Raw genomic sequence first — 24,215 nt, forward strand, 5'->3', positions numbered from 1 at the left:
TTGGTAGGCACAATTCATAAATTGTGCCTGCGTCATTTTTACTCGGATGTCAATTACCTGAAACCTTGAGGTTAGGGGTAGCGTCACTATTTCAGCCAGTAGTTATCGGAAATCACTCCAGATTGTATATTTCATAATCTGGATAAAGTACTTGAGATAATTAGAATGCCAGCTGAAATCCTGAATCCCCAATTGCTATGATGCCCTGCTATCAATTGCCCATGTCACAGTTCCGTCGCTTTGGATTAGCTTTAATGCTGCCAGTTGCACTATTGGGCACTTTTGCCTTCCCTACCCAACTGCAAACCGCTACTGCACAAACATCTAAAGACAATCGTCCCCTCACTATCCGCGCTGATGTGCAAGAATATGATGCTAAAAATCAAGTAATCACCGCTCGCGGCAACGTGCAAATGTTGTATCCTTCTCGTCAGCTTCAGGCAACATCTGCCCAAGCACAGTACTTTAGTAAGGAACGCCGAATTGATTTCAGTGGCAACGTCTATATTTTGCAACAGGGCGGTAACAGTATCCGGGCAGAGAAGGTAACGTATTTAATTGATGAAGGGCGATTTGTTGCTTTACCTCAATCCAACCGTCAGGTAGAGTCTATCTACATGATCGAGGAATCAGATAATGCTGCGACACCCGCCCCATCTGTGCCACAAACACCACCTTTGAAGCCTTCTAATTAGCATTTACCACCGAGAAAGGGTGCTTCCAGCGTGAAAATTGTTTTAGAAAATATTCACAAATCTTACGGCAAGCGAGTAATTGTCAATCGTGTCAATCTTTCTGTTGGTCAGGGCGAAATCGTTGGTTTACTAGGCCCCAATGGGGCTGGTAAAACGACGACTTTTTACATTGCCACAGGTTTAGAAAAACCCAATCAAGGAAAAGTTTGGCTGGGTAATCTGGATGTTACAGGAATGCCAATGCACAAAAGGGCACGATTGGGTGTTGGCTATCTAGCGCAAGAACCAAGTGTTTTCCGCCAACTCTCGGTACAAGATAATATTTTGTTGGTGCTGGAGCAAACCAATGTGCCACGACGGGAATGGTCAAGACGACTCACAACTTTACTGCGGGAGTTTCGGCTGGAAAAATTAGCTAATAGTAAAGGAATTCAACTTTCTGGTGGTGAGCGACGGCGGACGGAATTAGCAAGGTCTTTAGCTGCTGGACAAGAAGGTCCCAAATTTTTACTTTTGGATGAACCATTTGCAGGGGTTGATCCGATCGCAGTCTCAGAAATTCAGCACATTGTCGCACAACTGCGCGATCGCGGTATGGGAATCTTAATTACAGATCATAATGTCCGCGAAACCCTTGCTATCACCGATCGCGCCTACATTATGCGCGAGGGACAAATCCTTGCTTTTGGCGGTGCTGACGAACTCTACAGCAATCCCCTCGTGCGGCAATATTATTTAGGGGATAATTTTCAAGCCTGAATTCACAATTATTTAGTTAATAATTTCAAAAGCTATTTTTATATTTAATTTTAATTATAAATTTATTAATTTATTTGATTCTGCTCTATCAGCCATTGAGAATTAAACTTTGATACTAAATTCAGGAGATAAAGCAGTTTGCAATTAACAGAGGTAAAGAACTTAGACTTCAAAACCAAATTATGAAGACTATTTTACTTCTGCCTCCTGCCTCCTGCCTCTGCCTCTGCCTTCACCAGGGTTGTCAATATTTAACTGTTCAAATTTTTTATGATATCAAAGAAGTTTACGCCTTCCTACAATCTCGGTTCGCTGTTACCTTTTACGATCATGGATCGTTATCTTACCAGCGAATTGATAGCGCCGTTTTTCTTTGGTGTCGGAGCTTTTTCATCACTTGGTGTCACTATTGATGCTGTATTTGATCTAGTCAGGAAAATCGTAGAATCTGGGCTACCGATAGACATTGCCATTCAGGTTTTTTTACTAAAGTTTCCCAACTTTATTGTTTTAGCCTTCCCCATGTCTACGCTACTGGCTACTTTGATGACCTACAGTCGTCTTTCTAGCGAGAGCGAACTAATTGCCCTGCGTGGTTGTGGGGTGAGCGTCTATCGCATAGTGCTAACTGCTGTGATGTTGAGTCTTGTAGTCACAGGAATGACATTTGTATTCAACGAACAAATTGCACCAGCAGCAAATTACCAAGCCGGGGTGACTCTCGATAAAGCCCTGAAATCAGATAAGCCAGCTTTTAAACAGCAAAATATTTTCTATCCTGAATACCAGGATGTTACACAACCGGATGGCTCTAAGAATAGGATATTGACACGCTTATTTTACGCCGACCAGTTTGATGGTAAGCGGATGACAGGTTTGACGATTATAGACCGTTCCACCAAAAATCTGAATCAAATTGTAGTATCAGAATCTGCCCAGTGGAATCCTTCTCAAAATATTTGGGATTTTTACAACGGTACGATCTATTTTGTTGCAGCCGATCGCTCATACCGCAACATTGTCAGATTTGAACACCAACAACTGCAACTACCACGCACGCCATTAAGTTTGGCAGAAAAAAGCCGAGACTATGGTGAGATGAATATTGTTGAAGCACTAGATCAACTACAAGTGGAATATCTTGGTGGCGATCGCCAAAAAATTCGTAAACTCGAAGTGCGGATTCAACAAAAAATTTCCTTGCCCTTTGTATGTGTAGTTTTTGGCTTGGTAGGTGCAGCGATGGGAAGCATACCCCAGAGAACTGGAAGAGGTACCAGCTTTGGGATTAGCGTTGTAGTTATTTTTTCGTACTACTTAATTTTCTTTATTAGTGGTGCGATCGCGCAAGCAGGTGCGCTCTCTCCCTTTATGGGGGCTTGGTTGCCCAATTTTCTTTTCTTGGGAATAGGTCTATTCCTCTTGATACGAGTTGCCAAACGTTGAGGGGGAATGGGGAGTAGGAGGCAGGGGGCAGGGGAGCAGGGGAGACAAGGGGACAAGGAGACAAGAGGTGAGAACTTGAAACAAGTCTTTCCCCTTGTCCCCAATTCTCCTTGTCCCCAAGTCCTCTTCCCAATTCCCCATTCCCAATTTCCAACTTCAATTACGGATGATAATTTCGGCATTCCGGTGCATTTGGATTTTCCTTGCAATATTCTTCAAAAGAGACTTTAGCTGATACCATCCCCTCAGCTTTCTGATGAGCAGCTTCAGCCTGGAGTTCTTCTACCTCATCCCAAGCGGCTGCACAGGCTTTAGAATAAGCACCTTGTTCAGTGCAAATAGCGCGAGACTGTTCAATTGCTTTTTGAATTCTCTCCTCCAGCAGTAGCGCTTTTGGCGCTTCCACAAAGTCGCTTTTGGTCAAAATGTCGGTAATCGAGATGATACCCAACAGCTTGCCTTGAATCACAGGTGCCCGATGAATACCAGTATTAGCAAATAAGCGTGCGACATATTCCACACCCAAATCAGGATTTACCACAATGCAGGGCTTGCTCATAATCTCGTAAACCCACACTTGCTTTGGATCTTTACCGTAGGCTGTTACCTTATAGACAATATCTGTTTCTGTGACAATGCCATAAGCATCATTCTCATGGCGAATATCTACAACTAGCGCCCGCAATTTTTTTTCCTTCATCAGCACCACTGCTTCAGCAACAGTCGCTGAACCGCGAATGGTAACTACATCTTTGGTCATGATATCTTCAGCTTTCATCATTGCTGTAGTCTCCTGGTTAATAGTACGGTGCGGCACAGCGCCCTCAGAGGCGTATATATCGAAGCATTGCAGCGTACAGTTTGCTAACTAGAAAGTAAAAAAGTCGAACTTTTGTCCAGCTACAACAATAAACTTAGAGCAACTGTCAACTCGTGATGTTATCCAATGTGACCAATGCCCAAAAACCAACCATAAATTGCCATAACTTTCTAGAAAATCTTGCCAAAGGACTCCAGCCGCTAAAAAGTAAATTTTTGACTGTTACATATCTATTGGTAATGACTAATAACTGATGGAGAAGTTAGGATAAAATCACGATCCAACTTTAGTTGAGATATTTCCTGTTAAGGAAAGCAAAAGCATTAAACAGCAACACCTTCATCTTCCGTCAATTTTTCCCGATTTCGAGTAAATTTCAATTACCAATCTCATGCCACATCGTCATTATCCTCCCGCCTACTTACGCTATCTCAGAGCCAGGTTATGGAATCTAGGGCGACCTGGTTTTTGGGTAACTGCAATTTTTTTATCTGTAGTGGGACTAATAACCTGGGAATACTGGTCAAATCCAGATATTTTCGTTTATAAGCAAAAAAACAAAGTTACTTCACAAACCCCTACTGATTCGTCACTATCAGCAGAAAACAGAGCCATTGCAGCCGATATTGATAACCTGCCAGTTTTATTTAATGACTTTGAGCAAGCAACTCTCTCATTAACGGCAAATACTCCCAAGGAAAAAACTGAGGTAAAAAACAGCAAAAGTTTATTAGAGGATGTAATTAACAAACAAAAGTCTGCTAGTGATGCCAAATTAAATCCTACTTTAGGCGTTAATGGCGACACCGCCCCCGTCGTGAAAAATCCTTTTGTCGTACAAACCGAAAATTTATTGCGGAATGGGACAGTTGATAATAATAATCAGTTTCTAGGTATCAAAACTTTAACTGGGGCATCTGAACCAACAGACGGGGAACAGACATCCTCTAACCTGGGAATTGGATTCACCAATCAAACCAATAAGAATCAAAATTCTACTTCTGTCAGCCCTCTGCAAGCAATACTCAATCAATCCACAAATCAGAAGCTGTCTGGCTTTAATGGTACTAGTGCAACTCAGACAAATACTTTGGGTAGAGCCTCTGAGCCAGGAACAACGTTAATGCCACCTATGAATAGCTTATCCAGTCAGAATTCTCTACCAACTACTGGGACAGGCTACACGTCAACGGGTAGGAACTTGCAGCAAAATCCCTACAGTAATTTAAATAACGGTCAGGTATTACCTAATAATGGGTTAAATACTGGTGCAGGTTATACGAACTTGCAGCAAAATCCCTACAATAATTTAAATAACGGTCAGGTATCACCGAATAATGGGTTAAATACTGGTGCAGGTTATACGAACTTGCAGCAAAATCCCTACAATAATTTAAATAATGGTCAGGTAGTGCCTAATGTAGCACCAGGAATGCCCCCAGTCACCTCTGGCATACCAAGTAATATTGCACCTTACTCTAGCCAGATTCCGGGTCAAAGTGTTGTCACTCCCACAAATCCTATGGGATATGCGAATTATGGCTTGCAGCAGCCGACGCAATCACCACAGTCTAATTATGGGAATTATGTGCAGCAGCAACCAACACAATCTAATTCCTTATATCTTCGCCAGCTTCGAGACAAGTATAGAAGTCCTGGTCAAAACTGATTTTATTTGCAGTGAAGATACTGCACACCAAGGAGCGATCAGCGTTGGACATAATGCTCGATTTTGACGATGTTGAGCTTGCAGGTCGCTACAAGTAACTTTGCAAGTAACTTAGAGTCAATCTTTTTGTTTCTGTCACCAGTTGCTGACGGAATTTTTTTTCATGGCTAAGAGATGTCCACAAAAGGATACCGATCGTTTTCACTAACACAAAAGCGATCGCTTCATAGACGATTGGTTCTAAATCTGGATAATGCTCCGATATAAACATCACCAAATCTTCAATCAGTTGGGCATCAGCCGCCGCATCGATCGCTTCTAGTTCAGGCATTGAACTTTGCAAGGGCATAAAGATGGCGTGATAACCTGGATAATCGGTAAAGAATTGATCAACGGTATCAATTACCTGCTCCATATATCTAGAGAGAGTTAAACTCTTGCTTTCAGGTGTATTCAATTCTACTAATAAGTGATGGAGTTGCTGGTTATAGCGAGCTGCTAGTCCGTAAAGAATTGCTGCTTTGTCAGGAAAGAATTGGTACAGCGATCCGATAGGTACTTTGGCATTAGCTGCGATCGCATTAGTACTGGTAGCGTTATAACCCTCCATAATAAACAGTTGTTCAGCTACATCCAAAATTTGATTTACGCGCTCTTGGCTACGGGCTTGGCGGGGCTGGCGACGCATCCCTCTAGGCTTTGATGAATCCGTGGTCATGAAGTTAAAAAAATTGGTGAGAAATTTGCTTGACTAAACATGAGCATTGCTCGTATTTTATAAATATGAGCAATGCTCATATTATATTCTGACCACAGGAGGATATTGTTATGGACAAAGATTCACTTACATTACCCACTGCCAAAGTTGGAAACGATTTAACCCGTCAGATGCAACAAATTAACGCATTCCAGCCTTTTCTGGCAATGCTTGCCGGAGATTCAAGTTTGGATGTAGTGGGAGAGATGGTTGTTGCTTTGCTGGAAACACCTTCCTTTGAAATTGCTGTAGAACACCTAAAGCGTGATTCTCGTTCGGCAGCATTAATTGAAGAGCGATACATGGCCCCGCCTCATAATCTGGACACTCTGTTGCAATATCCACCGGATTCCTTGGGATACCTTTACAGCATGGCAATGAAGGCAAAGGGATTTCGAGCCGAAGACTTGTACGAAGAGATACCCATTTATTCCGATGCCAGTTATGTGGAGGCGAGACTGAGCCAAACTCACGATATTTGGCATATCGTCACTGGTTTTGGTGTATCACCATCTGACGAGATCGGATTACAGGCATTTCACTTATTACAGTTTCCCTATCCTCTAGCAGTATCTTTGCTTTCTAGTAGCATGATGTCCACCCTTCTATTCAATCCTGAAGAATTGCCTACTTTGCTTGATGCTATTCAAACCGGATGGGAAATGGGCAAAAATGCCAAACCTCTTTTTGCCCAAAAGTGGGAGGAAGCTTGGGAAAAGCCCTTACTCCAATGGCAAAAAGAGCTAAATCTTTTTTTGTAGTAACTATCTAATCAGGGTCATCTGCATTTTTATTATCAAGAGAGCAATCTATATGCAGCACTTGTGTTCATATTTATACCGATTACCCTATGCAATGATGGATAACTTTGAGCTTTGGGGAGTTTACGAACCCAATTTCAGCGAAGCAGTAATTAGTTTGTTAGCATTTCAGCTACTTGAAGATACGATCACTCACTTGATTAGGGAACTCCAAAAATTGAAGGAGGCAGAAGGCAGGAGGAGCAATTCACTTATAGGATTCGACCCCGGATGAATTGAAGCCACTGAATTCTTATTCAGTGTGGGTCTTAAACCCTTGCCATTTAGCTTTAATTGCGCCAACCTACTTAACGTCATTGTGGGCTATTTGGAATAATCGGAACTTCTGGTGTTTCAGGTTGTCGCTGTTGTCGTTGTAAATACTTACTCAATACATAAGCCATATCTCCACGAGTAACGGGTTTTAGTGGAAAAATATTTCCTTGAGCATCTGTATTGAGAAATCCTTCTGTAGCTACTGTAGCGATCGCTTTTCTAGCCCAAGTTGGGATAGACTTTTCATCTGGATGTGAAGCCAAAATCTCATTTACAGCCTCATCAGGAAACTGAAATACACCATAAGCTTGAGCGAAAATAGCAAGAGCCTCTGCCTTTGTCACCTTTTGATTAGGGAAAAATTCATTACCTCGATAGCCTTTCATGATGTCAGTTTTTAAGACTGTCTGTATATCATTAAATGCCCAATAAGAACGAGGAACATCTGGAATCGTTAAATTTGCTTTGTTAACAGCTTCTCTTTTATCAAGCCGAAATGCTTTTACCATAATCGACGCTAATTCTGCCCTGCTCACTAACCTTTCTGGATAAAACTTGCCATCAGAAAAGTTTGTCATCCATTTCGCAGCAATTACCTGTTGAATAGAATCAGATGAGGTTCCAGAAGTCGTTTCTGGCACTTGAGCAATTGCTGGTAAATTTTGTAGTAGTGCTACTAAAGATAGAGTAATTGAAAGCTGACGCATCACCATAACCACTTTTAGCTACTAACGTGAATTTAAAAAACTACGTTACTGAGGTTAACGCAAAATTTGGTGTTCTTAATAACCTGTAACTCAGCTAGTGACGAATTTAGGCTGGCAATGTTGCGTAGCTACGAGAGTGTAGCTTTAAAAATTAGGACTGTGTTCAGAATCCCAGCACTTCCCATCATTCCAGACTCTACTGGTGTGTTCACATTCTGATTTATCGTTAATCCAAGGAATTGAAGTAGGGTAATTCAAGTTAGTTAGAGGAGCCAGTGAAGACGATGCAACAGAAAATATAGTGTAGCTACAAGCCGATAGAATCATTAAAAATCCTATGACAAACAAGGTATTGGCAGGAGTCCAAAAAGGATATAAACCTTTTTCAGAGCGTAAACGCGTTTTAGAACGACGTTCTGAACCTGCTAGCAACACCAAATAAAATCTTAATCCGGGAATTGGTACTGAAACTCTTATGTCTAAAGAATGACGAGTCCAAACACGAGAGTTAAAAACCCTTTTGATGGCTTCTAATTGCTCTACTGTGAAGGTATTTGACACTTCTGGGGCGATCTCAGCGACAAGTTTCTCGAAGGTAAGACCAGTATGCTGTGGCGTTGCCATAGTTTGTAGTATATTAATATACCATCTTTCTACATAAGCAATCTCCTCTCTTCCGGACACTACGATGTTTTATTTTTTACAAGTTCCTAATAAAGGAAGCAGAAATTAGCAAAAACTTGTTTTTTACCTTTCATCTTTTGATGTTATCTGCCCACTACTATGGACTATAGTCAGTTTTTCAGGAGTTTTGGGAATGACAGGAACAGATCCCGTAAAGTTGATGAAGCAAGAAGTTGGCAAAGCCGCTGCCGCCCTAGTAAAATCGGGTTCTATCGTCGGGTTGGGTACGGGGTCAACTACAGCATATACAATTCAGTTTTTAGGCGATCGCCTCAAGTCTGGTGAACTCAAAGATATCATTGGCATACCTACCTCGTTTCAGTCAGAAGTGCTGGCGAAGCAGTATGGTATCCCTCTCGCTACCTTAGATGCTATTGACCACATCGATATTGCCATTGATGGGGCAGATGAAGTTGATCCGCAGAAGAATTTGATTAAAGGCGGTGGTGCAGCACATACCCGCGAGAAAGTCGTAGACTACCTGGCAGAACAGTTTATCGTCGTGGTAGATAGTGGTAAATTAGTAGATCGCTTGGGTTCTAGTTTTGCTGTACCCGTAGAAGTGATTCCAATGGCAATTACTCCTGTAACCAATGCCATTAAAAAACTCGGTGGAAAACCAGAACTCCGTATGGGTGTAAAAAAAGCTGGCCCAGTGATCACTGACCAAGGTAACTTTGTCTTAGATGTCAGATTTGATTCTATTGAAGATCCAGTCAGCCTAGAAAAAACATTGAATAACATTCCCGGTGTTCTGGAAAATGGTATTTTTGTTAACTGTGTCGATTTAGTTTTGATTGGTGAAGTCAAAGATGGTCAGCCATTAGTGCGGCAACTGTAAGAGTTATAGATTTTGGATTTTAGATTTTAGAGACATCTAAAATCCAAAATTAAGCAGCAGGTTCAGTTCATCCAAACACTAATTTAAAATGTGCGATCGCTACTTAGCCCATGTCTTGCTTAAAGAAAAATTACAAGCCAAGCTTGAGGAGATTCAAGCTAAGAGCGATGGCTCTCCTGTTACCGATTTGAAGCTAGACAAAACCTTAGCCGAAGAAATTGAAGAATTGACGACGGAACTAGAGAGCGTCAATCCGAATCTTAATCCTCTGATAAACGCGACTCATTTGTTAGACGGAGCTTGGCAACTGCAATACTCTACTGCTAGAGAAATCCGTTCTTTAGTTTCTCTCCCATTGGGCTTAAAGCTGGGTAAAGTTTATCAAGTAATTGATATTGCAAATAAATTGTTTTTCAATCTAGCTAAGGTTAAACATCCTCTGGGGATAGTATCAGGATATGTTAAAGTAACAGCTAGCTTTGAGCCAGCCAAAGAAGATTTAGAACCTCTACCTAACAAACGCCTCAACGTGTATTTTGACAAACGCTACCTATCGATTGAGCAAATTGTTGGTATTAATACTCCTCAACTCAACCCATTTAAGGTTGTCTCAGCTAATAATCCTACTAGCAGAGCTGCGACATTAGACATTACTTATTTAGATGAAACCTTAAGAATTGGCCGTGGAGGAGATGGAAGTTTATTCATTCTTAGTAAATCCGATGATTTACCTGACTTCACCTCCTCAATTTAAAATTGATCGCGCCGATGAGTGGATATGGCTCTCTCAATAACTCATCTTTTCACTAAGGTAAAACCAGCTTCTGCAATGGTAGAGCTTAAAACATTAAACTTAAAGTTAGGTCATGGTATAGAAGAAGATATTAATGCCGAGCTGATAAGTCCCAGGCAAGTTTTAATTGTTAGGTATGAAGATATTTTAGACTTATCAATTCAACCAGGAGAATTGCGAGAAAATATTGTGGTTACAGGTATAGGATTTGATAAATTTATTCCTGGATCTCTGCTAACTTTTGAAAGTGGTGCGGCAATTCGTCTAACTTTTTACTGCGAACCGTGTAAGCGAATAGCCCACTTAGTAGAATCATTCAAGAGCATCAAGGGTAAAAGAGGAATCTTAGGCGTAGTTACTAAATCAGGTCAAATTCAAGTTGGTAGTAAATTTCAGGTTCAAGCTCAGAAATTTCCAGCATTACCTGAAAATCCTTATGAACGATTTCTAGATTTTATCATCAAAATTCCTAGTGGGAAAGTAGTTACATATAAACAGATAATTAAAGCTATAGGAGTTGATAATAGTTATCTAAGAGCTATTCCTACATATCTGAAAAAAACCTCAGCTAATAATTATCCAGTACATAGAATATTAGACTCTAAAGGTTATTTAATAAATTATGTGAACCAACAAAAAGATAAGTTGGAAACTGAAGGAGTTAAGGTTTTAGCAGAGGCAGACGTAGTGAAAAAATTAAATAAAAATTATGTAGATATTAATAATTATTCATGGGAAGATTGCAACATATATTTATAATAGATATTGCTTATTTAATTATCATGGTAATTACAAGATTATCCGGCATTCTGAAAAGTAAAATGGTTCCTTGGATCAAGATAATCCTTGATTTTTGATTTGTTTAGATGTAGCTTCCATAAAGTCAATGAAAACTTTTATGAGCTTATGAATTCCCTCGCTACCTCCTGCAATTAAACCTCCTGTCAGTAACGCATCTAAACAACGAAAAATAATTACTTGAATTGGATTATCGAAATCAAGAACTACAAGTGGCTCAATTGATCGAATACCTATTGCGCTCATTAAAAGCCCAAATAAAAGGGATGTCCATAGAGCAATGACTCGTGTATCAGATTTATAAGCTGTCTTTTGGCGCTCTTTTTCATTTAAATTATCCATTTGTGGCTTGAATATTTTTAATGATTCCTGTTGGTTTTGCGTAAAATTCTGGATGATTTGCTGTTCTAAACTCATTCCTTCAGGTGGTAGGCCAATGGTTTGATTTGATTCCAAAGAAGGAAACTGTTGTTGGACTTCCATAAGTCTTAGCTTCTCGGATATAAGAGCCTTTTCTTGCTGAATACTAATATCTAATTGTTCAACAAATGGGCCGCGCCAAGTAGTTATAAAAACTTCTAAAGAACGCTCTAGTAATAAAGAGATAAATAACTGTAATGTGAGTATTTGGATAATATCATTTAACCCAAAAGGTTTTAAAATAAATGGTTTAGATAATAACCAAGTTGACAAAGTTACTATTAAAAAACTAATAATAATTAAGACAAAAAATAGAGGAGATTCTGGAGAAAGCTTTAGCAACGTATCTATACTCCTGTTTCGCGTCACAATATTTAACACAGCCTGGAGGTGAGAACTACACCTGCTGAGTAACTTAACAACGTTAATTTGATAGAACAGTAAATAATTTATTACCCGCCCCTTTTTTCTGAAGTGTGAGAGGCTGCGCTACAGTGGGAGCAGGGTAATCTGAGGGTTTGTGATATAGCCGAAAGTGTTGCTATACAAGCATTATAGGAATAAACGTACTGTGTATGATGCGATCGCACTTTCCTATGGAAGAAATATGAAAAGCTGCATTGGCGAAAGGGAACGACACTAAAAGCAACCACCAATTAAAAACCCCTCCAAGGTTGGAAGGGTTAAAGTAATTTTTGGTAATGGGATGATGATTAGGGGGAAACAGAAGCTTTTCCTCCTTGATGAGCTAGAAATGCAACATCAAAAGGTATGGAGTAGCTGACATTTGGAGAATGAGTGGGTAGATTGTTAGATTTGACAGCTATAGGTTCGCCACTATTGTGAGTAACTATTTGAGCGCCACCCATTCCAGGCAATAAAGCAATCGAAGTAACAATGAGTACAGAATCTATCAAGATAGAAAGTTTCATAAGGTTCTATTTAGTTAAAGTGAAGTGTAATTAGTGTTGTTAGGTAATAGAGTCTTATTTTTTATCTGTCTTAACTTCCTGCATTCAGATTACCCGATCGGTTGATTTATTCCTCACCCATTAGGATGAGCTAATGGAGTGCAAGAACGTAAAAGATCATTCAAAGTTACTAAGACCCATCATGTGATAAGCAATAACAGCAGTATCAAAGGGTTTAAGGTAATTGATATTTGTGGAATGGCCGCGTAAAGTATGAGAGTTGACTGATGTGCAAATCTTGTTATGAGTGCCTATTTGAGTCCGAGCGAGTCTAAGTAAGACACTAGAACTAACAATATGTACAAAATTAAGCGAAGGAAAGAGTTTCATCGCTGATGCTGTATTGGTTAATATATCGGGAGCAACGTTCAGGATAAACTTGAACAGATATGTATTTAACTGAGATAATCTCAAGATTTATGCAGCGCTGTCAGTAACTTGTAGGCAGATGTTACTAAACGATATAGTGATTCTTAGCTTGGTGTGGTATTTTTTCAAAGTTACTAAGCTTCGTAAAAAAAATTTAGGTCTACCTCAGTTGGTTAGGAAACGCTACATAACATATTACTAAAGACTTTCGAGAGCTTTGAGAACCTCTGCTGCTGACTGATATCGTTGAGTAAAATCGAAATGCGCCATTCTATTTAAAATAACAACTAACTCGTTTGTAGCGTCAGTTAGTTCGCGCCAATGTTGCCAAGTCTGTTGATTGCCATCAGCTCCACTTTGAATAATTATTTCACCAGTATTTACATCTCTGCGAAAATCTCTAGGATCTACACCAGTTAAACCTTGAATTCCCATAATTCCCAACGCATAAATATCGCTGTTGAGTTTTGGCAAACCGCTCATTTGCTCAGAAGGTGCATAACCCGGCGTACCAATTGAAATAGTCTGAGCTTCTTGCTGCTGAGGATGAATTTGCTTAACAGCGCCAAAGTCAATTAAAACAATGTGTTGATCTGATTCTCGTCTAATCAAGTTACTAGGCTTGATATCTCGATGGATTACACCATAGCTGTGAACAAAAACAAGTACGTGTAAAACTTCTTTGAGCATTTCCACAACTTCAGCTTGTTTTAGTCGCTTTCCAGAGGTTACTTCTTTGTCCATAGCGTGCCCTCGAACAAATTCTTGCACTAGAGAAAATTGCCGATTTTCTTCAAAAAAAGCTAGCAGTTGAGGGATTTGTGGATGCTTACCCAAGGTTTCTAAAATTTGTGCTTCAGCGTCAAATAATCGTCTGACGACATTTAAATATTCTGCATCTTGGCGGGGGGGACGCAACTGTTTAACCACACACTGCGGATTGCCAGGACGCTGGATATCATCAGCCAAATAAGTATTACTAAATCCTCCAGAACCCAAGCCTTGAGTAATTTTGTAGCGGTTGTTTAGTAGAGTTCCTAGTGAAATTTCTTGCCCGATGGAATCAGCAATTACAGTTGGTGCTTCATTTGAGGCATCGCCACGCTGCCGTAAAAGACCTTGCAATTCCACAATTAATTGTTGGTGTTCTTGAACCCGTTGGGTAATTTCTTGTTGCTCTTGTTTCGTTTTATAAGCACTATAAGCAAGAACACTCCCGGCGGTAAATACTAACCCCAACGCCGGAGGTATTACCGGGAACCATCCAGCTTGGGTAAAAATGACAAAATTGCCTCCAAATAAGACTGCAAGGGCTGTTGCTCCTGCCAGTCCTAAGCCTAGTGGATGTTGAATCCGCGATACCAGCAACCCACCAACTACAGTCCATCCCCATATCCACAGGACTTTACCCCATTCAGGTAGAAACCAAAATAGTGGCTGTTTGTTAAGAACAGCGCTGAGAATTTGACTAACGCTGTGGGCATGAATTTCAATTCCTGCCATTTTCCCGGAATTATCTGACTTACCAGTAGCAAATGGCGTGTTAAAAATATCATTTAAACTATTGGCTGTTGAACCAATTAAAACGATACGGTCTTTCACCAAATCTGGTTTAACTTGATTTTCAAGTATTTCTGTAATAGTTACCTGCTGGGCAATCTGATGACCAGAATGGTAGTTAAGCAAGATTTGGTAGCCATTTGTATCTGCTTTCTGATAACCGCCAGCGTCGCTTTGGAGGGGTTTAAATACAGTATCTCGTAGTTGTAGTTCTTTTTTTGGGGTAAATTTTAGTTGGATGCCTCCAACTTCTAAGTATTTAAGTGCTAGTTGTAAGCTAAAAGAATAAGTACTTTGACAGGAATCTGACTCTTCTGCACTTACCAATAATAGGTTGCGACGAATTGTCGCGTCAGTATCTTCTACTACATCATTAAATCCTACTCGCTCTGCTTCAACCCCCTTTGGGGCTGCTATTCCCGGATTGTTAGAACCAGAATGTTTACAGATAGGAATGATGATATCGCTCAGTTGTAGGCGTTGCAGTAGTTTTTCGTGACCAGGTTGTACAGGTAAGTCACGGAAAATATCTAGACCAATGGCTCGCGGTTCATAAGCTTCAAGTTTGCCCAATAGTCGGTCTAGAAGTTCGCCAGATAGGGGCCAATTCCATTTTTGAATATCTTTTTCAGTTAAAGCAACAATCAATAGACGAGAGTCTGGGCCTGGGTCGCCACGTAATTGCATCATCTGATCGTAGACCTTCATTTCTAGAGGCTCGAAAACCCCAAGTTTTTGAATACCTACTAGTAAAATTGTAGCGATCGCACTTGAAAGAATAACTGGTTGTCTAAATAAAGTTTTTAAGTTTGTAAGCATTTCTCTAGATAAGTTTTATTTTAAAATATACATATTTTTTATCCTAATTTTCATCATTGAAATTATTCTATGCAATTTGCAACTTTTCTCGAAATATGCAAATCCCCGATTTCTTAAAGAAGTCGGGGATCTTGTTAATCACGAATGATTAAGTAGGGCTATATATGTTTAAGATAATGCACGATCGCTTCTGCTGTTGGCAAATTAGTTGCCAGCAAAACTTGATTAATAGTGCATAATCTAAGCAGTGCTTCTTCATTTGCCTGACCAGGCTGAGGTTGCAGCAAATCTCTCAGGAAAATAACTGCTAAAATTTCTCCGGCTCCAACTAATGAAGCAATTGTTTGATATCCCCCAGAAATTGGTGCGGGGGTTTGCTGACTAATAGTTATTCCTGCTTGTTGATGTAAGACTTCGCCAACAGATGGCCAGGTAATTGTAAAGCTCTGTGAGAAAAATTCCTGATGTTGAGAAACAAATTCAGCAAGTTCTGATTTCTTGCTCTCGTGAGCGATGAGTACTATGTTTCTTTCAATAATCACTTGCGGAGGCTCACTTACATTTATTTCTTCTGGAGTTTCATCAAATTGAGTCTCTTCTACTTCAGGAACCTCTTCAATAGTTTGACTGATACTCTCAGGAACTTCGCTTTCTGTTGTTTCCAAAGATTGAATATCAGCTAATTCAGAAACTTCACTTACTAGAACAACATCATCAACATTTACGCTGGCTTCTTCTGTAGTTGTATTATTCAAATCAATGTATTGATTGCTAGAAACTTCTGCAACGATATTATCAGGCTCCGTCAATGCTTCAGAAACTTCACCTCCTGTTTCATCAACAGCAAAACTAGGTTCTACTTCGTCAATATTTGTGCTGTCTTCTGTCGTAAATAAAATATCTAAATCTGCTAATTCATCATTGATATCTTGTGTAGGTTGGCTCAATGTTTCTTGCGGCTGAATCTCCTCTTCTTCTGTAACTTCATTGACAAATTCGCCAAATTCTAAACTGACTTCTTCTGCGACTGGTGTATCTAAATCTACTACTTGATTTTCATTATGAGTAACTTCCAGAACGGTACTTTCTTCATCAGACACTTCGCCGAAAATATCACGCGGCTGCACAAAGGTGACTTCTGCTTCCAGCGCCGCCTCTAACTCTGCATCTTCTGGGGAGGTTGTTTCGGGAACTTGGTGGAAAATATCACGTGGCTGTACGAAGGTGACTTCTGCTTCTAGTGCTGCTTCTAACTCTGCATCTTCTGGGGAGGTTCCTTCTATATCACGCCGTTGCACGAAAGTAGATTCTGTCGCCAGTGCTGTTTGAAAGTCTGTAACCTCATCGTCAGTGAGTTCTGGAAGTGTAATTTCCTCTTCAGAAGTTTCGATGATATTTTCAGGTACTGCGATCGCATCATCAGCTACAGTAAAAGAAACTTCCTCACCATTTTCGCTAACTTCTGGAATCTCTACTTCCTCAACATCTGCACTGAATTCTGGCGCAACTAACGCTTGCAAATCTCCAATCTCATCATGGACATTGTGTGGAACTTCGCTAACTGCTTCTGGTGACTGAATGATGTTTTCTGGGGCGATTATCTCAACAACCGGAATGACATCATCGGGTTGAGTAGCAACAACTTCGGGGATTTCGCTGACTTCTGGAGAAGGTGTTTCTACTTCTGGAGTAATAGGCGTTGGAACTTCGCTAACTACTTCTGGGGCTGGATTAACGACATTGGGTGCGCTGACATTTTCAGGCGATCGCGGCCGGGAAAACAGTGAAGGGTCTATAATTCTAAAGACTGTCTCTGGTTGCTCATAAGCGGGAGCAACTGCTTCTAAGATCAGAACGTAATCTGCAATCCTGATAATATCTCCATCACTCAAAGAATATGGTCGATCTTTTTCGGCTTGTTTTCCATTAAATATTGAGCCATTTCTACTGCCAAGGTCAGAGAAGTAGTAATTTCCAGCTTTAACAAAAAACTTAGCATGTACCCGACTAATATCAGGACTGTCTAAGACTAAATCAGAATCAGGAGAACGACCTATTAACCATTCTCCTCTCGTTGGAGTTTCTGTGGTCAGGTCAACTTCATTGACTTCACTTAGATTTGGTGAGTAGCTAACTTTTACTTTCATATTAATTTTTGGTTAATTTTATTGATTTCTGCTACCCAGCGCTGACGGGTAGTATGTTCTAAATTTAAAATATCATCTTGTGACCAGTGGAAATGATAAGCAATAAAAGCTACCTCCTCATATAAAGTATCGGAGGGGTAGCTTACGACTCCCCCGCTAGTTCTAGCTCCACTGAAAATTGAGTATTGCAGTGGGGACATTGTGTCGGAATATGTACATCGCCTTGCTGATTGATTCGATTATAAAATTCTCGGAGATAGGCAATGTCATGTAGAAGAAGTTCTTCGAGTAAATCAGGGCTAACAGAGTTAAGACTGCCCAAGCGAGTAATAACCCGTGCAAGCATCACCAAAACACCGTAAGCTGGATTTTCCTGAACTCTGCGCTCTTGTTGCACCAAAATTTCATCTTTAGCGGTGGCTAAACGCATCACCCCATGACGATGTATTCGGTGTTCACTATCACTCAACCCTCTAGGAAGAGTGAAGGCAAATTCTGTGCAGAGAGTATCCTTTTTACGGCGCATAATTCATTTGGGGATTGGGAATTGGGAATTGGGAATTGGGCATTGGGAATTAGAGAATAGGGGATAAGATTTTCAATACTCGTGAATGAGGCTTTGAACTCCATTAATGAGTCTTTGAACTCCATTAATGAGGCTTTGAACTTCATTAATGAGGCTTTGAACTCCGTTAATGAGGCTTTGAACTCCGTTAATGAGGCTTTGAACTCCATTAATGAGTCTTTGAACTCCGTTAATGAGTCTTTGAACTCCGTTAATGAGTCTTTGAACTCCATTAATGAGGCTTTGAACTCCATTAATGAGTCTTTAAACTCCGTTAATGAAGCTTTGAACTCCGTTAATGAGTCTTTGCTTTCTGCTCCCACGCCCATGCCCAATGCCCCATGCCCAATTCAATTATGAATAAGTGCTTCGGGGGAGTTTATTGTATCTTCTGGTATGGAAGTTTCACCTTCCAAGCCATTAATTCGCCGATAAAAATCTTGGAGATAATTTAAATCTTGGGCAAAAAAGTTTTCTACTATTGCAGGAGTAACTTCTGATAAAGCACCCAAGTGAGTAATCACTCGTGACAAGATAATAATTGTGGCATAAACGGGATTCGCTTTAACACGTGGGTCACGCAAGGGTGCAATCTCGTCTATCGCCGTTGATAACCGCATTACACCTTTGCGGTGGAGGTTGCCTTCAGAGTCTAGATACCCCTTTGGCAATGTAAATTCAAACTCTGTGGGAAACATACTTCTCCTAATTACTTCACACGTTTAAATTCCTCAAAAGCAACCTCCACTTCCTCAATTTCGATGTCATGGCTGCGGGCGTTAACATCGGCAATTTTGTAACTTGCAGGCCAAGCACCAGCTAATTCAAATCTAGCTATTTCTTGATTTGCCTGATTATAAATAGACAAAGCAACAAGTCTACGTTGCTCAGACCAATTACCCTTTTCGACTTTTTCAAACCACTTCCAAAAATCCATAGAGTTGGTAGTACCTCTACGCAGAGTGAGATTACCACTCTTAGGATTGCTAGGAAGCTTAGTTCTCACCACCTGACCTTTTGATTGCCCTTTTTTACCCCAGGTTTGAGAAGTAACTTCAGAAATTTCAATTACCTCTTGGGTTCTTTTGAAGCCTTGACACTCCAAAAAGAAGCAATTGGCATCGTTTTGACCTTCTAGTGTCAGTTCTAAATAGAACCGATGGGCCGTAAGAACTTCTGGAATTCGGCTTGCGGATTGTACCACTGTTAATTACTGCAAATGCTAAGGGATTTCCAAGAAATAAATTATCCAAAAAAACGAACCACAGAGGCGCAGAGAGCACGGAGAGATGGAGAAGAGAGAGGATTGTTGTATGAGATTTTTGGATGTTTTTTAATTTGGAAGTCCCTAATTATTTGATTCGTTTAATTCCTTCGTGAACCAATTCAACTGTTTCATTTGCCATATCACCACCAGAGGCTGTTAAGGTAGGCCCGGTGTATTTACAGGGATAACAATTGACAATGTTCCAGCGTGCTTTTTCTGAGCCTTGTTGGTCATAAGCGACCACTGAACCAGTTTTACGATTCTGTGCCCACTGACGAGGATCACCCATGTCTTCGTTACACTTTTGATACCAAGTATAAAGGTCTATATCATCAGTGGCGATGACTTTTACTGTGATGTTAGTAAATTTAACAACAGTTGGTGTAGCTTGACGCATTAGTTTAGCGCCTTTAGATGAACCGTGAACTTCTTGTGCTGGAGTATTCTCAACGCCTAAGCCACTAATTTCTTTGATGAACTTATCAGTAATTCCATCAGCCTCGAAGTAAAACTTACAAGAGGTTAAAAATTCGCCTGCCATACTTTTAGACTCCTTTGTGTGTGGTTAATTTGGGAATGGGGAATGGGGAATTAGGAGTGAAGAGGGGAATAGGTTACAGGTTAAAGGGTACAGATTATTCCCTGTCACCTGTCACCTGTCCCCTAATTTCAATGCCCTATTCGCTGTCTTCAATGCCATTCCATTGGCTGATGCGGAAGACAACAAATTCAGCCGGTCTGACTGGGCAAACACCGACTTCAATATATAAACGTCCTAAAATTCTGGTTTCTGGTGGGTTCAATTCTTCGTCACATTTGACATAAAATGCTTGGGCTGGAGATGCCCCAAATAAAGCACCTTCACGCCAGATACGCTCTAAAAAGTTGCTCACAGTACGGGTGACACGTGCCCATAAATCTTGGTCGTTCGGTTCAAAAACTACCCACTGAGTCCCTAGTTCTAGGGATTTTTCGATATAGCTAATTAACCGACGCACACTGATGTAACGCCACTCTGTTTTATCTGGCTCAACTAAAGTGCGTGCGCCCCAAATGCGGATACCTCGGTTGGGGAAGCTGCGAATGCAGTTTATTCCCAAGGGGTTTAATAGTTCTTGTTCGCGGAAGTTTGTTTCATAGCCCAAACCAATTACGCCTCTAGGAACTTCATTTGCAGGCGCTTTGTAAACTCCTCTGGTTTCGTCGGTGCGGGCCCAAACACCCATCACATGACCGCAAGGAGGTACTAAAATTGGATTACCGCGATCGCGTGGATTGGGTACTTTAATCCAAGGATAATAAAGGGCCGCAAACATCGAACGACGGTTAAATCTATTCAACCACTCCACTACTTGTTGAGGTTTGACGGCATCTGGTGGAGCATCAAGTACAACCATGCGGTTGGGGGGGTTGGGAATATCGCCACTGGCAGAACCCTCACACATACTAATCATCAGTTCGATGATGCCGTGGACTTGATCTAAATTAAGTATCTGTTCTTGATAAGCCCGCATCACATCAGGACAAGCCAGCATTGTGATTTCGTCAACTTCAAAGATACCGCGTACCCCGGTGCGATCGTCTCGAACCCCTTCTAAATTTTGTGAAAATCTATCGGGTGGGGCGGCAACAATGGGTGGCGCTAGTTCATATTGACCATTAACAGGACGACGAGCTAGAGGCTGTCCACTTTGAGTTATGTCTTCTACACTGACATACATCGAATTTCTCAATGCCGCTAACGCATAAGTCGCTATCTGAGCAGCTGGCTCGCGGTTCATTGTCAAGTTTTCATATTGCTCTAAAAGTTCATCTCCCCGACGAATTTGGATGGTGAAATATTCACCTGTATTTGGAGGCGCTTCTCCTTCAGTACCTTCTGGTAGGGCGCGGGGTGAACCATCAATAATTACAAGATTTACTAATCCGCCTGATGCTTGCTCAGGACGCAAAGTAAAGCGCAGGGCTGGACGATTACCTCTAGAGTTGATTCTGAGGGTAGCCGGTTCTGGAGTTGCGGGTCTGGGTGCGCCTGGTAACTGAGTCCCAATGCTTGTTACCCAGCAACGACCGCCACCATTCATAAAGTAGCCGTAGACTGAAAAAGGTAAATAGGCGTTGAAGTCGGTGAAGCCGTCAGAGTTGGGACGGGCAAAGTAGTTTAAATATTGCGTCCAAGTAGTTACTAGCATGGGCTTGTATAACTCAGCCCCACCGCGAACATCTTCTGTAAAACCTACAAATCCGGCAACTGCTGTGCTAACACCTTCAATTGGTCGGCTACCCCGGTCAATTTCTTCGATGTAGACACCAGGAGCAAAGTAATCAAGTCTAGCCATGAAAGTTTCTCCAAGTCAGTAAAAATCTAATTATTCAGGAGTTAGAAATATTTCTTTGAAAGTATTACTTTGGTTATCTACCAATGCATTGACGTTTTGGGGTAAATAGCCAGGATGATTCAGAGTCAAAACATAATTACCTAAATGAAGGTCTTCAAAGAAGAACAGCCCTTCTTTAGTAGTTGATATGGACTTTTCAGTTCCCCTCACAGCTACTTCTGTCGCTACCAACGGCAGATTTGTCACCGCACTTTTGACAATACCCGCGATCGCAACTCGCCTGGTTAATACTAGACTGTCACTATCACGAGACAATTGATTTCGTAAATTGAAAATTCGCTCCCAAACCAAAGGTACTGGCGTAGGTTGTGGCTCGAAGGGAATTGTAACTGTCAAATATAAGGCTGAACGCAATGGCACATTGAGAGCGCTCCATAAAGAGCCAATTTCAATTGGCGGCTCTAGAGCAACTGTCATGTTCAAATTACCATAGCCCCGTAATTCAGGAACCAAAAACTCCTCTTCCAAGGTGCGATGGCGCAACAGCACAGCCAACGCCTCACTGATAAAGTGATGCTCCCCTAAAGCTGTTCTATCCCAGGCTGTTAATAGCAGTGAAACATCAAACCAAGCGGGTGCCCAATTTACAGTGGCAGGTTGTAGAGCGCGTGTTAGCTTGCGTTCAACTTGCCTACCAGAATGTTGTACCTGCTTACTCTCACGTATATCAAAAATGTATAAATTGAGAGTCGGGCCTGCTCCCTCTTCCCTTCGATTACCAGGATGGCTAAAGTCAATTTGCTCTGTACTGGTAAGTGAGGTTCCTCCAGCTAGAATTTCGGCTAAAGTTTGAAGAACGAAGATAAGCATGAAGGTGTTCTGCTGGTAGCTAATCCAGATGCATCTACAGTATATGTATCAGCCTTCTAAAGGTAATTAGACTTTTGTCGATATTTTTAGATTGGGGATTGGGAATTGGGAATTGGGAATTGGGGATTGGGCAAAACAGTTCCGTTAGCGGATAGCTCAGGTTTAGCCCGTGAAGAGTTAGGAGTTACGAATTCTCCCCCTGCTCCGAATGGCACGCTTGTTAATCGCAAAGCCCTGATATAACTTGCTTTTTGAGTGTGGGGAGTGTGGGGGGTAAGACTTCTTCCCCATCCTCCCACACCTCCCACACCCTGCCGGCAAGGAGGTTCCAGCTTTTCTTGGTGCCATTCTCCCTTGCTCCCCTGCCCCCTGCTCACCATTTGAGTGGGCTGGAAGATATGAGATTTTCAAAAATCCGAAAAGCAGTAACTTCAATTTGTAGATTAGTCTGGAGCAGTTCTTAATAGAAGTGGCGAGATGACCACACCACAAAATTTATGCGTTGTAATAAAAAAATGCTCTACGTACCTATATATACTTAGAAAAATGGTAAATATATATAAACGCAAACTTAATAATTCTTTGTATTAATTATCTAAGAAGATAACTTAATAAAAAAATAAACATTACTGAGACTGCATAATTTTATACTGGTCAGCAGAACGAATAAAAACATTTGGTTGCAAAAAGCGAGTGAAGCTATGACACTAGGCTTTTATGTACAAAAACTGGAGAATGGCTCGAATTATTTGAATTCCTCAGATATTCAGAGCTATTGTCAGTTAGAGTCTGAACAGTTAACTAGTCAATATCCAATTTTTTTCGCTCGGATTGTCTATCATGATTACTTGCTGAAAAATCATCAGGAAGTTATAAATTATGGTCAAGACCAAGCTCCTTTTTCCCATAAAACTTTAGCTTATTTGCGCTCTGAAGCATGGCTGACAGATTTTCCGCCTGCTTTGACTTTGCATGAATTTAGATTGAAGGATTTTTCTTCCATTTCTTACATTTGCCCTATAGGATATAAAAATCAAAAACCTGAATACATTCAAATCATTACTCATAAGCCTCTGTCAGAGAGCTTGCAATTATATGTAAAACGCTCTGCTATGCTGCTGAGTAAGTATGCAGATATTTACTTGGACTATGGAAGACAAAAAACTGAAATTCAGCTCCTGGAAGATATCTTGCATCGAATAGGACATCAATTGCGTAACTCTCTAGGACTTATAGGATTGTATGCACATAACTTATGCTTAGGTTTAGAGGATAGCCATTGGCAAGAGCAAGCAACAATCATTGGCGAAAGTATACAAGATTTAGATACTAATTTAAATGAGCTTATTGATTGTGGACAAAGTGCAAAATTGAGGGTAAAACTTCAAGATTTAAGAAGTTTAGTTCTTGAAAGCATCAAAAATTTACAACCTCTAATTAATGAGAAACAACTTAAAATATTGATTCCAGATACATCGACAATACTGAAGATAGACAAATTACAAATGAAACAAGTATTTGATAATATCCTCAGTAATGCCGTCCATTTCAGTCCTAACTCAGGAACTATTACCTGTAGCTGGCAAGTTTTTCAAGATGAAGTTTTAATTAAAATTTCAGATCAAGGCCCAGGATTATCACAAGAAGATTTACAAAAAGTATTTACCCCATTTTATTCCCGGCGCAGAGGAGGTACAGGACTAGGCTTAACTATTGCTAAGAAAATTATTTTGGATCATCAAGGAAGTATCTGGGCACAAGCCTTATCAGAAAGTGGAGCGCAATTTTCTGTAATTTTGCCTCGACCAAGGAGCGGGAATTAATTCGCAATTAGTAATGATGT

The 24,215-nt window shown here is 40.7% G+C and carries 25 protein-coding genes; 9 read left to right on the forward strand and 16 right to left on the reverse strand.

Features of this window, described 5'->3' with window-relative positions:
* Positions 1 to 197 precede the first annotated feature (197 nt).
* The 3 genes from ACFFRD_RS25215 (at position 198) to ACFFRD_RS25225 (ending at position 2,900) form a co-directional block, all read left to right on the forward strand.
* Positions 198 to 695: an LptA/OstA family protein gene (locus ACFFRD_RS25215; protein ID WP_179071508.1), complete on the forward strand. Its 498-nt coding sequence runs from the start codon at positions 198 to 200 to the stop codon at positions 693 to 695.
* A 30-nt stretch (positions 696 to 725) separates the two neighbouring features.
* Positions 726 to 1,454: an LPS export ABC transporter ATP-binding protein gene (gene lptB, locus ACFFRD_RS25220; RefSeq protein WP_114085139.1), complete on the forward strand. Its 729-nt coding sequence runs from the start codon at positions 726 to 728 to the stop codon at positions 1,452 to 1,454.
* A 330-nt stretch (positions 1,455 to 1,784) separates the two neighbouring features.
* Positions 1,785 to 2,900 carry an LptF/LptG family permease gene (locus ACFFRD_RS25225; protein ID WP_163935075.1) on the forward strand — a complete coding sequence of 372 codons (1,116 nt, stop codon included), beginning with the start codon at positions 1,785 to 1,787 and terminating at the stop codon, positions 2,898 to 2,900.
* Positions 2,901 to 3,060: 160 nt separating this feature from the next.
* Here the strand turns inward: ACFFRD_RS25225 and ACFFRD_RS25230 are convergent, their stop codons facing one another.
* Positions 3,061 to 3,681, reverse strand: a complete 621-nt coding sequence (locus ACFFRD_RS25230) for a CP12 domain-containing protein (RefSeq protein ID WP_012407876.1) — start codon at positions 3,679 to 3,681, stop codon at positions 3,061 to 3,063.
* A 430-nt stretch (positions 3,682 to 4,111) separates the two neighbouring features.
* On the opposite strand from ACFFRD_RS25230, the gene ACFFRD_RS25235 reads away from it, so the two are divergent.
* Entirely contained in the window at positions 4,112 to 5,389 is a 1,278-nt protein-coding gene (locus ACFFRD_RS25235; RefSeq protein ID WP_392478197.1) for a hypothetical protein, read from the forward strand.
* An 88-nt stretch (positions 5,390 to 5,477) separates the two neighbouring features.
* Here ACFFRD_RS25235 and ACFFRD_RS25240 read toward each other — a convergent pair whose 3' ends face one another.
* Positions 5,478 to 6,107: a TetR/AcrR family transcriptional regulator gene (locus ACFFRD_RS25240; protein ID WP_392478198.1), complete on the reverse strand. Its 630-nt coding sequence runs from the start codon at positions 6,105 to 6,107 to the stop codon at positions 5,478 to 5,480.
* A gap of 110 nt (positions 6,108 to 6,217) precedes the next feature.
* On the opposite strand from ACFFRD_RS25240, the gene ACFFRD_RS25245 reads away from it, so the two are divergent.
* Positions 6,218 to 6,907: a Coq4 family protein gene (locus ACFFRD_RS25245; protein ID WP_392478199.1), complete on the forward strand. Its 690-nt coding sequence runs from the start codon at positions 6,218 to 6,220 to the stop codon at positions 6,905 to 6,907.
* 353 nt (positions 6,908 to 7,260) lie between these two features.
* On the opposite strand, the gene ACFFRD_RS25250 is transcribed toward ACFFRD_RS25245, so the two are convergent.
* A complete protein-coding gene (locus ACFFRD_RS25250) occupies positions 7,261 to 7,929 on the reverse strand; it encodes an S-layer homology domain-containing protein (RefSeq protein WP_392478201.1) in 669 nt (222 codons plus the stop codon).
* A 144-nt stretch (positions 7,930 to 8,073) separates the two neighbouring features.
* The gene (locus ACFFRD_RS25255) at positions 8,074 to 8,553 is read right to left on the reverse strand and encodes a hypothetical protein (RefSeq protein ID WP_392478203.1); all 480 of its coding nucleotides are present in this window, start codon (positions 8,551 to 8,553) and stop codon (positions 8,074 to 8,076) included.
* A 193-nt stretch (positions 8,554 to 8,746) separates the two neighbouring features.
* On the opposite strand from ACFFRD_RS25255, the gene rpiA reads away from it, so the two are divergent.
* The 3 genes from rpiA (at position 8,747) to ACFFRD_RS25270 (ending at position 11,006) form a co-directional block, all read left to right on the forward strand.
* Entirely contained in the window at positions 8,747 to 9,454 is a 708-nt protein-coding gene (rpiA, locus tag ACFFRD_RS25260) for a ribose-5-phosphate isomerase RpiA (protein ID WP_163939046.1), read from the forward strand.
* Between the two features lie 88 nt (positions 9,455 to 9,542).
* A complete protein-coding gene (locus ACFFRD_RS25265; RefSeq protein ID WP_392478205.1) occupies positions 9,543 to 10,208 on the forward strand; it encodes a PAP/fibrillin family protein in 666 nt (221 codons plus the stop codon).
* A 24-nt stretch (positions 10,209 to 10,232) separates the two neighbouring features.
* Complete coding sequence (locus ACFFRD_RS25270; RefSeq protein ID WP_392478207.1) at positions 10,233 to 11,006, forward strand: MGMT family protein; 774 nt, start codon at positions 10,233 to 10,235, stop codon at positions 11,004 to 11,006.
* A gap of 75 nt (positions 11,007 to 11,081) precedes the next feature.
* Here ACFFRD_RS25270 and ACFFRD_RS25275 read toward each other — a convergent pair whose 3' ends face one another.
* The 12 genes from ACFFRD_RS25275 to ACFFRD_RS25330 form a co-directional block, all read right to left on the reverse strand.
* Entirely contained in the window at positions 11,082 to 11,807 is a 726-nt protein-coding gene (locus tag ACFFRD_RS25275; protein ID WP_392478209.1) for a hypothetical protein, read from the reverse strand.
* 371 nt (positions 11,808 to 12,178) lie between these two features.
* Complete coding sequence (locus ACFFRD_RS25280; RefSeq protein WP_392478210.1) at positions 12,179 to 12,397, reverse strand: hypothetical protein; 219 nt, start codon at positions 12,395 to 12,397, stop codon at positions 12,179 to 12,181.
* Between the two features lie 606 nt (positions 12,398 to 13,003).
* Positions 13,004 to 15,184, reverse strand: coding sequence for a CHASE2 domain-containing protein (locus tag ACFFRD_RS25285; RefSeq protein ID WP_392478212.1), 2,181 nt, complete (start codon positions 15,182 to 15,184; stop codon positions 13,004 to 13,006).
* Positions 15,185 to 15,342: 158 nt separating this feature from the next.
* Positions 15,343 to 17,331 carry an FHA domain-containing protein gene (locus ACFFRD_RS25290; RefSeq protein ID WP_392478214.1) on the reverse strand — a complete coding sequence of 663 codons (1,989 nt, stop codon included), beginning with the start codon at positions 17,329 to 17,331 and terminating at the stop codon, positions 15,343 to 15,345.
* The gene (locus tag ACFFRD_RS25295) at positions 17,328 to 17,531 is read right to left on the reverse strand and encodes a DUF6760 family protein (RefSeq protein WP_313931140.1); all 204 of its coding nucleotides are present in this window, start codon (positions 17,529 to 17,531) and stop codon (positions 17,328 to 17,330) included. The genes ACFFRD_RS25290 and ACFFRD_RS25295 overlap by 4 nt, the downstream gene beginning before the upstream one ends.
* A complete protein-coding gene (locus ACFFRD_RS25300; protein WP_190935335.1) occupies positions 17,474 to 17,857 on the reverse strand; it encodes a phage tail assembly protein in 384 nt (127 codons plus the stop codon). The genes ACFFRD_RS25295 and ACFFRD_RS25300 overlap by 58 nt, the downstream gene beginning before the upstream one ends.
* A gap of 389 nt (positions 17,858 to 18,246) precedes the next feature.
* Entirely contained in the window at positions 18,247 to 18,594 is a 348-nt protein-coding gene (locus ACFFRD_RS25305; protein ID WP_012407862.1) for a hypothetical protein, read from the reverse strand.
* An 11-nt stretch (positions 18,595 to 18,605) separates the two neighbouring features.
* Positions 18,606 to 19,100: a phage tail protein gene (locus tag ACFFRD_RS25310; protein WP_041565926.1), complete on the reverse strand. Its 495-nt coding sequence runs from the start codon at positions 19,098 to 19,100 to the stop codon at positions 18,606 to 18,608.
* A gap of 148 nt (positions 19,101 to 19,248) precedes the next feature.
* On the reverse strand, positions 19,249 to 19,704 hold the full coding sequence (locus tag ACFFRD_RS25315) for a phage tail protein (protein WP_114082349.1): 456 nt from the start codon (positions 19,702 to 19,704) through the stop codon (positions 19,249 to 19,251).
* Positions 19,705 to 19,840: 136 nt separating this feature from the next.
* The gene (locus tag ACFFRD_RS25320; RefSeq protein ID WP_012407859.1) at positions 19,841 to 21,502 is read right to left on the reverse strand and encodes a phage tail sheath C-terminal domain-containing protein; all 1,662 of its coding nucleotides are present in this window, start codon (positions 21,500 to 21,502) and stop codon (positions 19,841 to 19,843) included.
* Between the two features lie 30 nt (positions 21,503 to 21,532).
* Complete coding sequence (locus tag ACFFRD_RS25325) at positions 21,533 to 22,372, reverse strand: Pvc16 family protein (RefSeq protein WP_114082347.1); 840 nt, start codon at positions 22,370 to 22,372, stop codon at positions 21,533 to 21,535.
* Between the two features lie 86 nt (positions 22,373 to 22,458).
* Positions 22,459 to 22,752 carry a hypothetical protein gene (locus ACFFRD_RS25330; protein WP_392478217.1) on the reverse strand — a complete coding sequence of 98 codons (294 nt, stop codon included), beginning with the start codon at positions 22,750 to 22,752 and terminating at the stop codon, positions 22,459 to 22,461.
* A gap of 321 nt (positions 22,753 to 23,073) precedes the next feature.
* Between ACFFRD_RS25330 and ACFFRD_RS25335 the strand changes: the two genes are divergently transcribed.
* Complete coding sequence (locus tag ACFFRD_RS25335; protein WP_392478218.1) at positions 23,074 to 24,195, forward strand: sensor histidine kinase; 1,122 nt, start codon at positions 23,074 to 23,076, stop codon at positions 24,193 to 24,195.
* Positions 24,196 to 24,215: the final 20 nt, after the last annotated feature.

Source organism: Nostoc sp. C110 (assembly GCF_043099725.1).
GTDB classification, from domain to species: Bacteria; Cyanobacteriota; Cyanobacteriia; order Cyanobacteriales; family Nostocaceae; genus Nostoc; species Nostoc muscorum_A.

Coding starts and splice junctions, on each gene's coding strand:
- ACFFRD_RS25290 (WP_392478214.1), bottom strand. CDS start 17,331: ATGAAAGTAAAAGTTAGCTACTCACCAAATCTAAGTGAAGTCAATGAA.
- ACFFRD_RS25240 (WP_392478198.1), bottom strand. CDS start 6,107: ATGACCACGGATTCATCAAAGCCTAGAGGGATGCGTCGCCAGCCCCGC.
- ACFFRD_RS25235 (WP_392478197.1), top strand. CDS start 4,112: ATGCCACATCGTCATTATCCTCCCGCCTACTTACGCTATCTCAGAGCC.
- ACFFRD_RS25250 (WP_392478201.1), bottom strand. CDS start 7,929: ATGCGTCAGCTTTCAATTACTCTATCTTTAGTAGCACTACTACAAAAT.
- ACFFRD_RS25320 (WP_012407859.1), bottom strand. CDS start 21,502: ATGGCTAGACTTGATTACTTTGCTCCTGGTGTCTACATCGAAGAAATT.
- ACFFRD_RS25265 (WP_392478205.1), top strand. CDS start 9,543: ATGTGCGATCGCTACTTAGCCCATGTCTTGCTTAAAGAAAAATTACAA.
- ACFFRD_RS25285 (WP_392478212.1), bottom strand. CDS start 15,184: ATGCTTACAAACTTAAAAACTTTATTTAGACAACCAGTTATTCTTTCA.
- ACFFRD_RS25255 (WP_392478203.1), bottom strand. CDS start 8,553: ATGGCAACGCCACAGCATACTGGTCTTACCTTCGAGAAACTTGTCGCT.
- ACFFRD_RS25295 (WP_313931140.1), bottom strand. CDS start 17,531: ATGTCCCCACTGCAATACTCAATTTTCAGTGGAGCTAGAACTAGCGGG.
- ACFFRD_RS25280 (WP_392478210.1), bottom strand. CDS start 12,397: ATGAAACTTTCTATCTTGATAGATTCTGTACTCATTGTTACTTCGATT.
- ACFFRD_RS25335 (WP_392478218.1), top strand. CDS start 23,074: ATGACACTAGGCTTTTATGTACAAAAACTGGAGAATGGCTCGAATTAT.
- ACFFRD_RS25330 (WP_392478217.1), bottom strand. CDS start 22,752: ATGGTGAGCAGGGGGCAGGGGAGCAAGGGAGAATGGCACCAAGAAAAG.
- ACFFRD_RS25315 (WP_114082349.1), bottom strand. CDS start 19,704: ATGGCAGGCGAATTTTTAACCTCTTGTAAGTTTTACTTCGAGGCTGAT.
- ACFFRD_RS25215 (WP_179071508.1), top strand. CDS start 198: ATGATGCCCTGCTATCAATTGCCCATGTCACAGTTCCGTCGCTTTGGA.
- ACFFRD_RS25305 (WP_012407862.1), bottom strand. CDS start 18,594: ATGTTTCCCACAGAGTTTGAATTTACATTGCCAAAGGGGTATCTAGAC.
- ACFFRD_RS25270 (WP_392478207.1), top strand. CDS start 10,233: ATGGCTCTCTCAATAACTCATCTTTTCACTAAGGTAAAACCAGCTTCT.
- ACFFRD_RS25245 (WP_392478199.1), top strand. CDS start 6,218: ATGGACAAAGATTCACTTACATTACCCACTGCCAAAGTTGGAAACGAT.
- rpiA (WP_163939046.1), top strand. CDS start 8,747: ATGACAGGAACAGATCCCGTAAAGTTGATGAAGCAAGAAGTTGGCAAA.
- ACFFRD_RS25225 (WP_163935075.1), top strand. CDS start 1,785: ATGGATCGTTATCTTACCAGCGAATTGATAGCGCCGTTTTTCTTTGGT.
- ACFFRD_RS25230 (WP_012407876.1), bottom strand. CDS start 3,681: ATGATGAAAGCTGAAGATATCATGACCAAAGATGTAGTTACCATTCGC.
- ACFFRD_RS25300 (WP_190935335.1), bottom strand. CDS start 17,857: ATGCGCCGTAAAAAGGATACTCTCTGCACAGAATTTGCCTTCACTCTT.
- ACFFRD_RS25325 (WP_114082347.1), bottom strand. CDS start 22,372: ATGCTTATCTTCGTTCTTCAAACTTTAGCCGAAATTCTAGCTGGAGGA.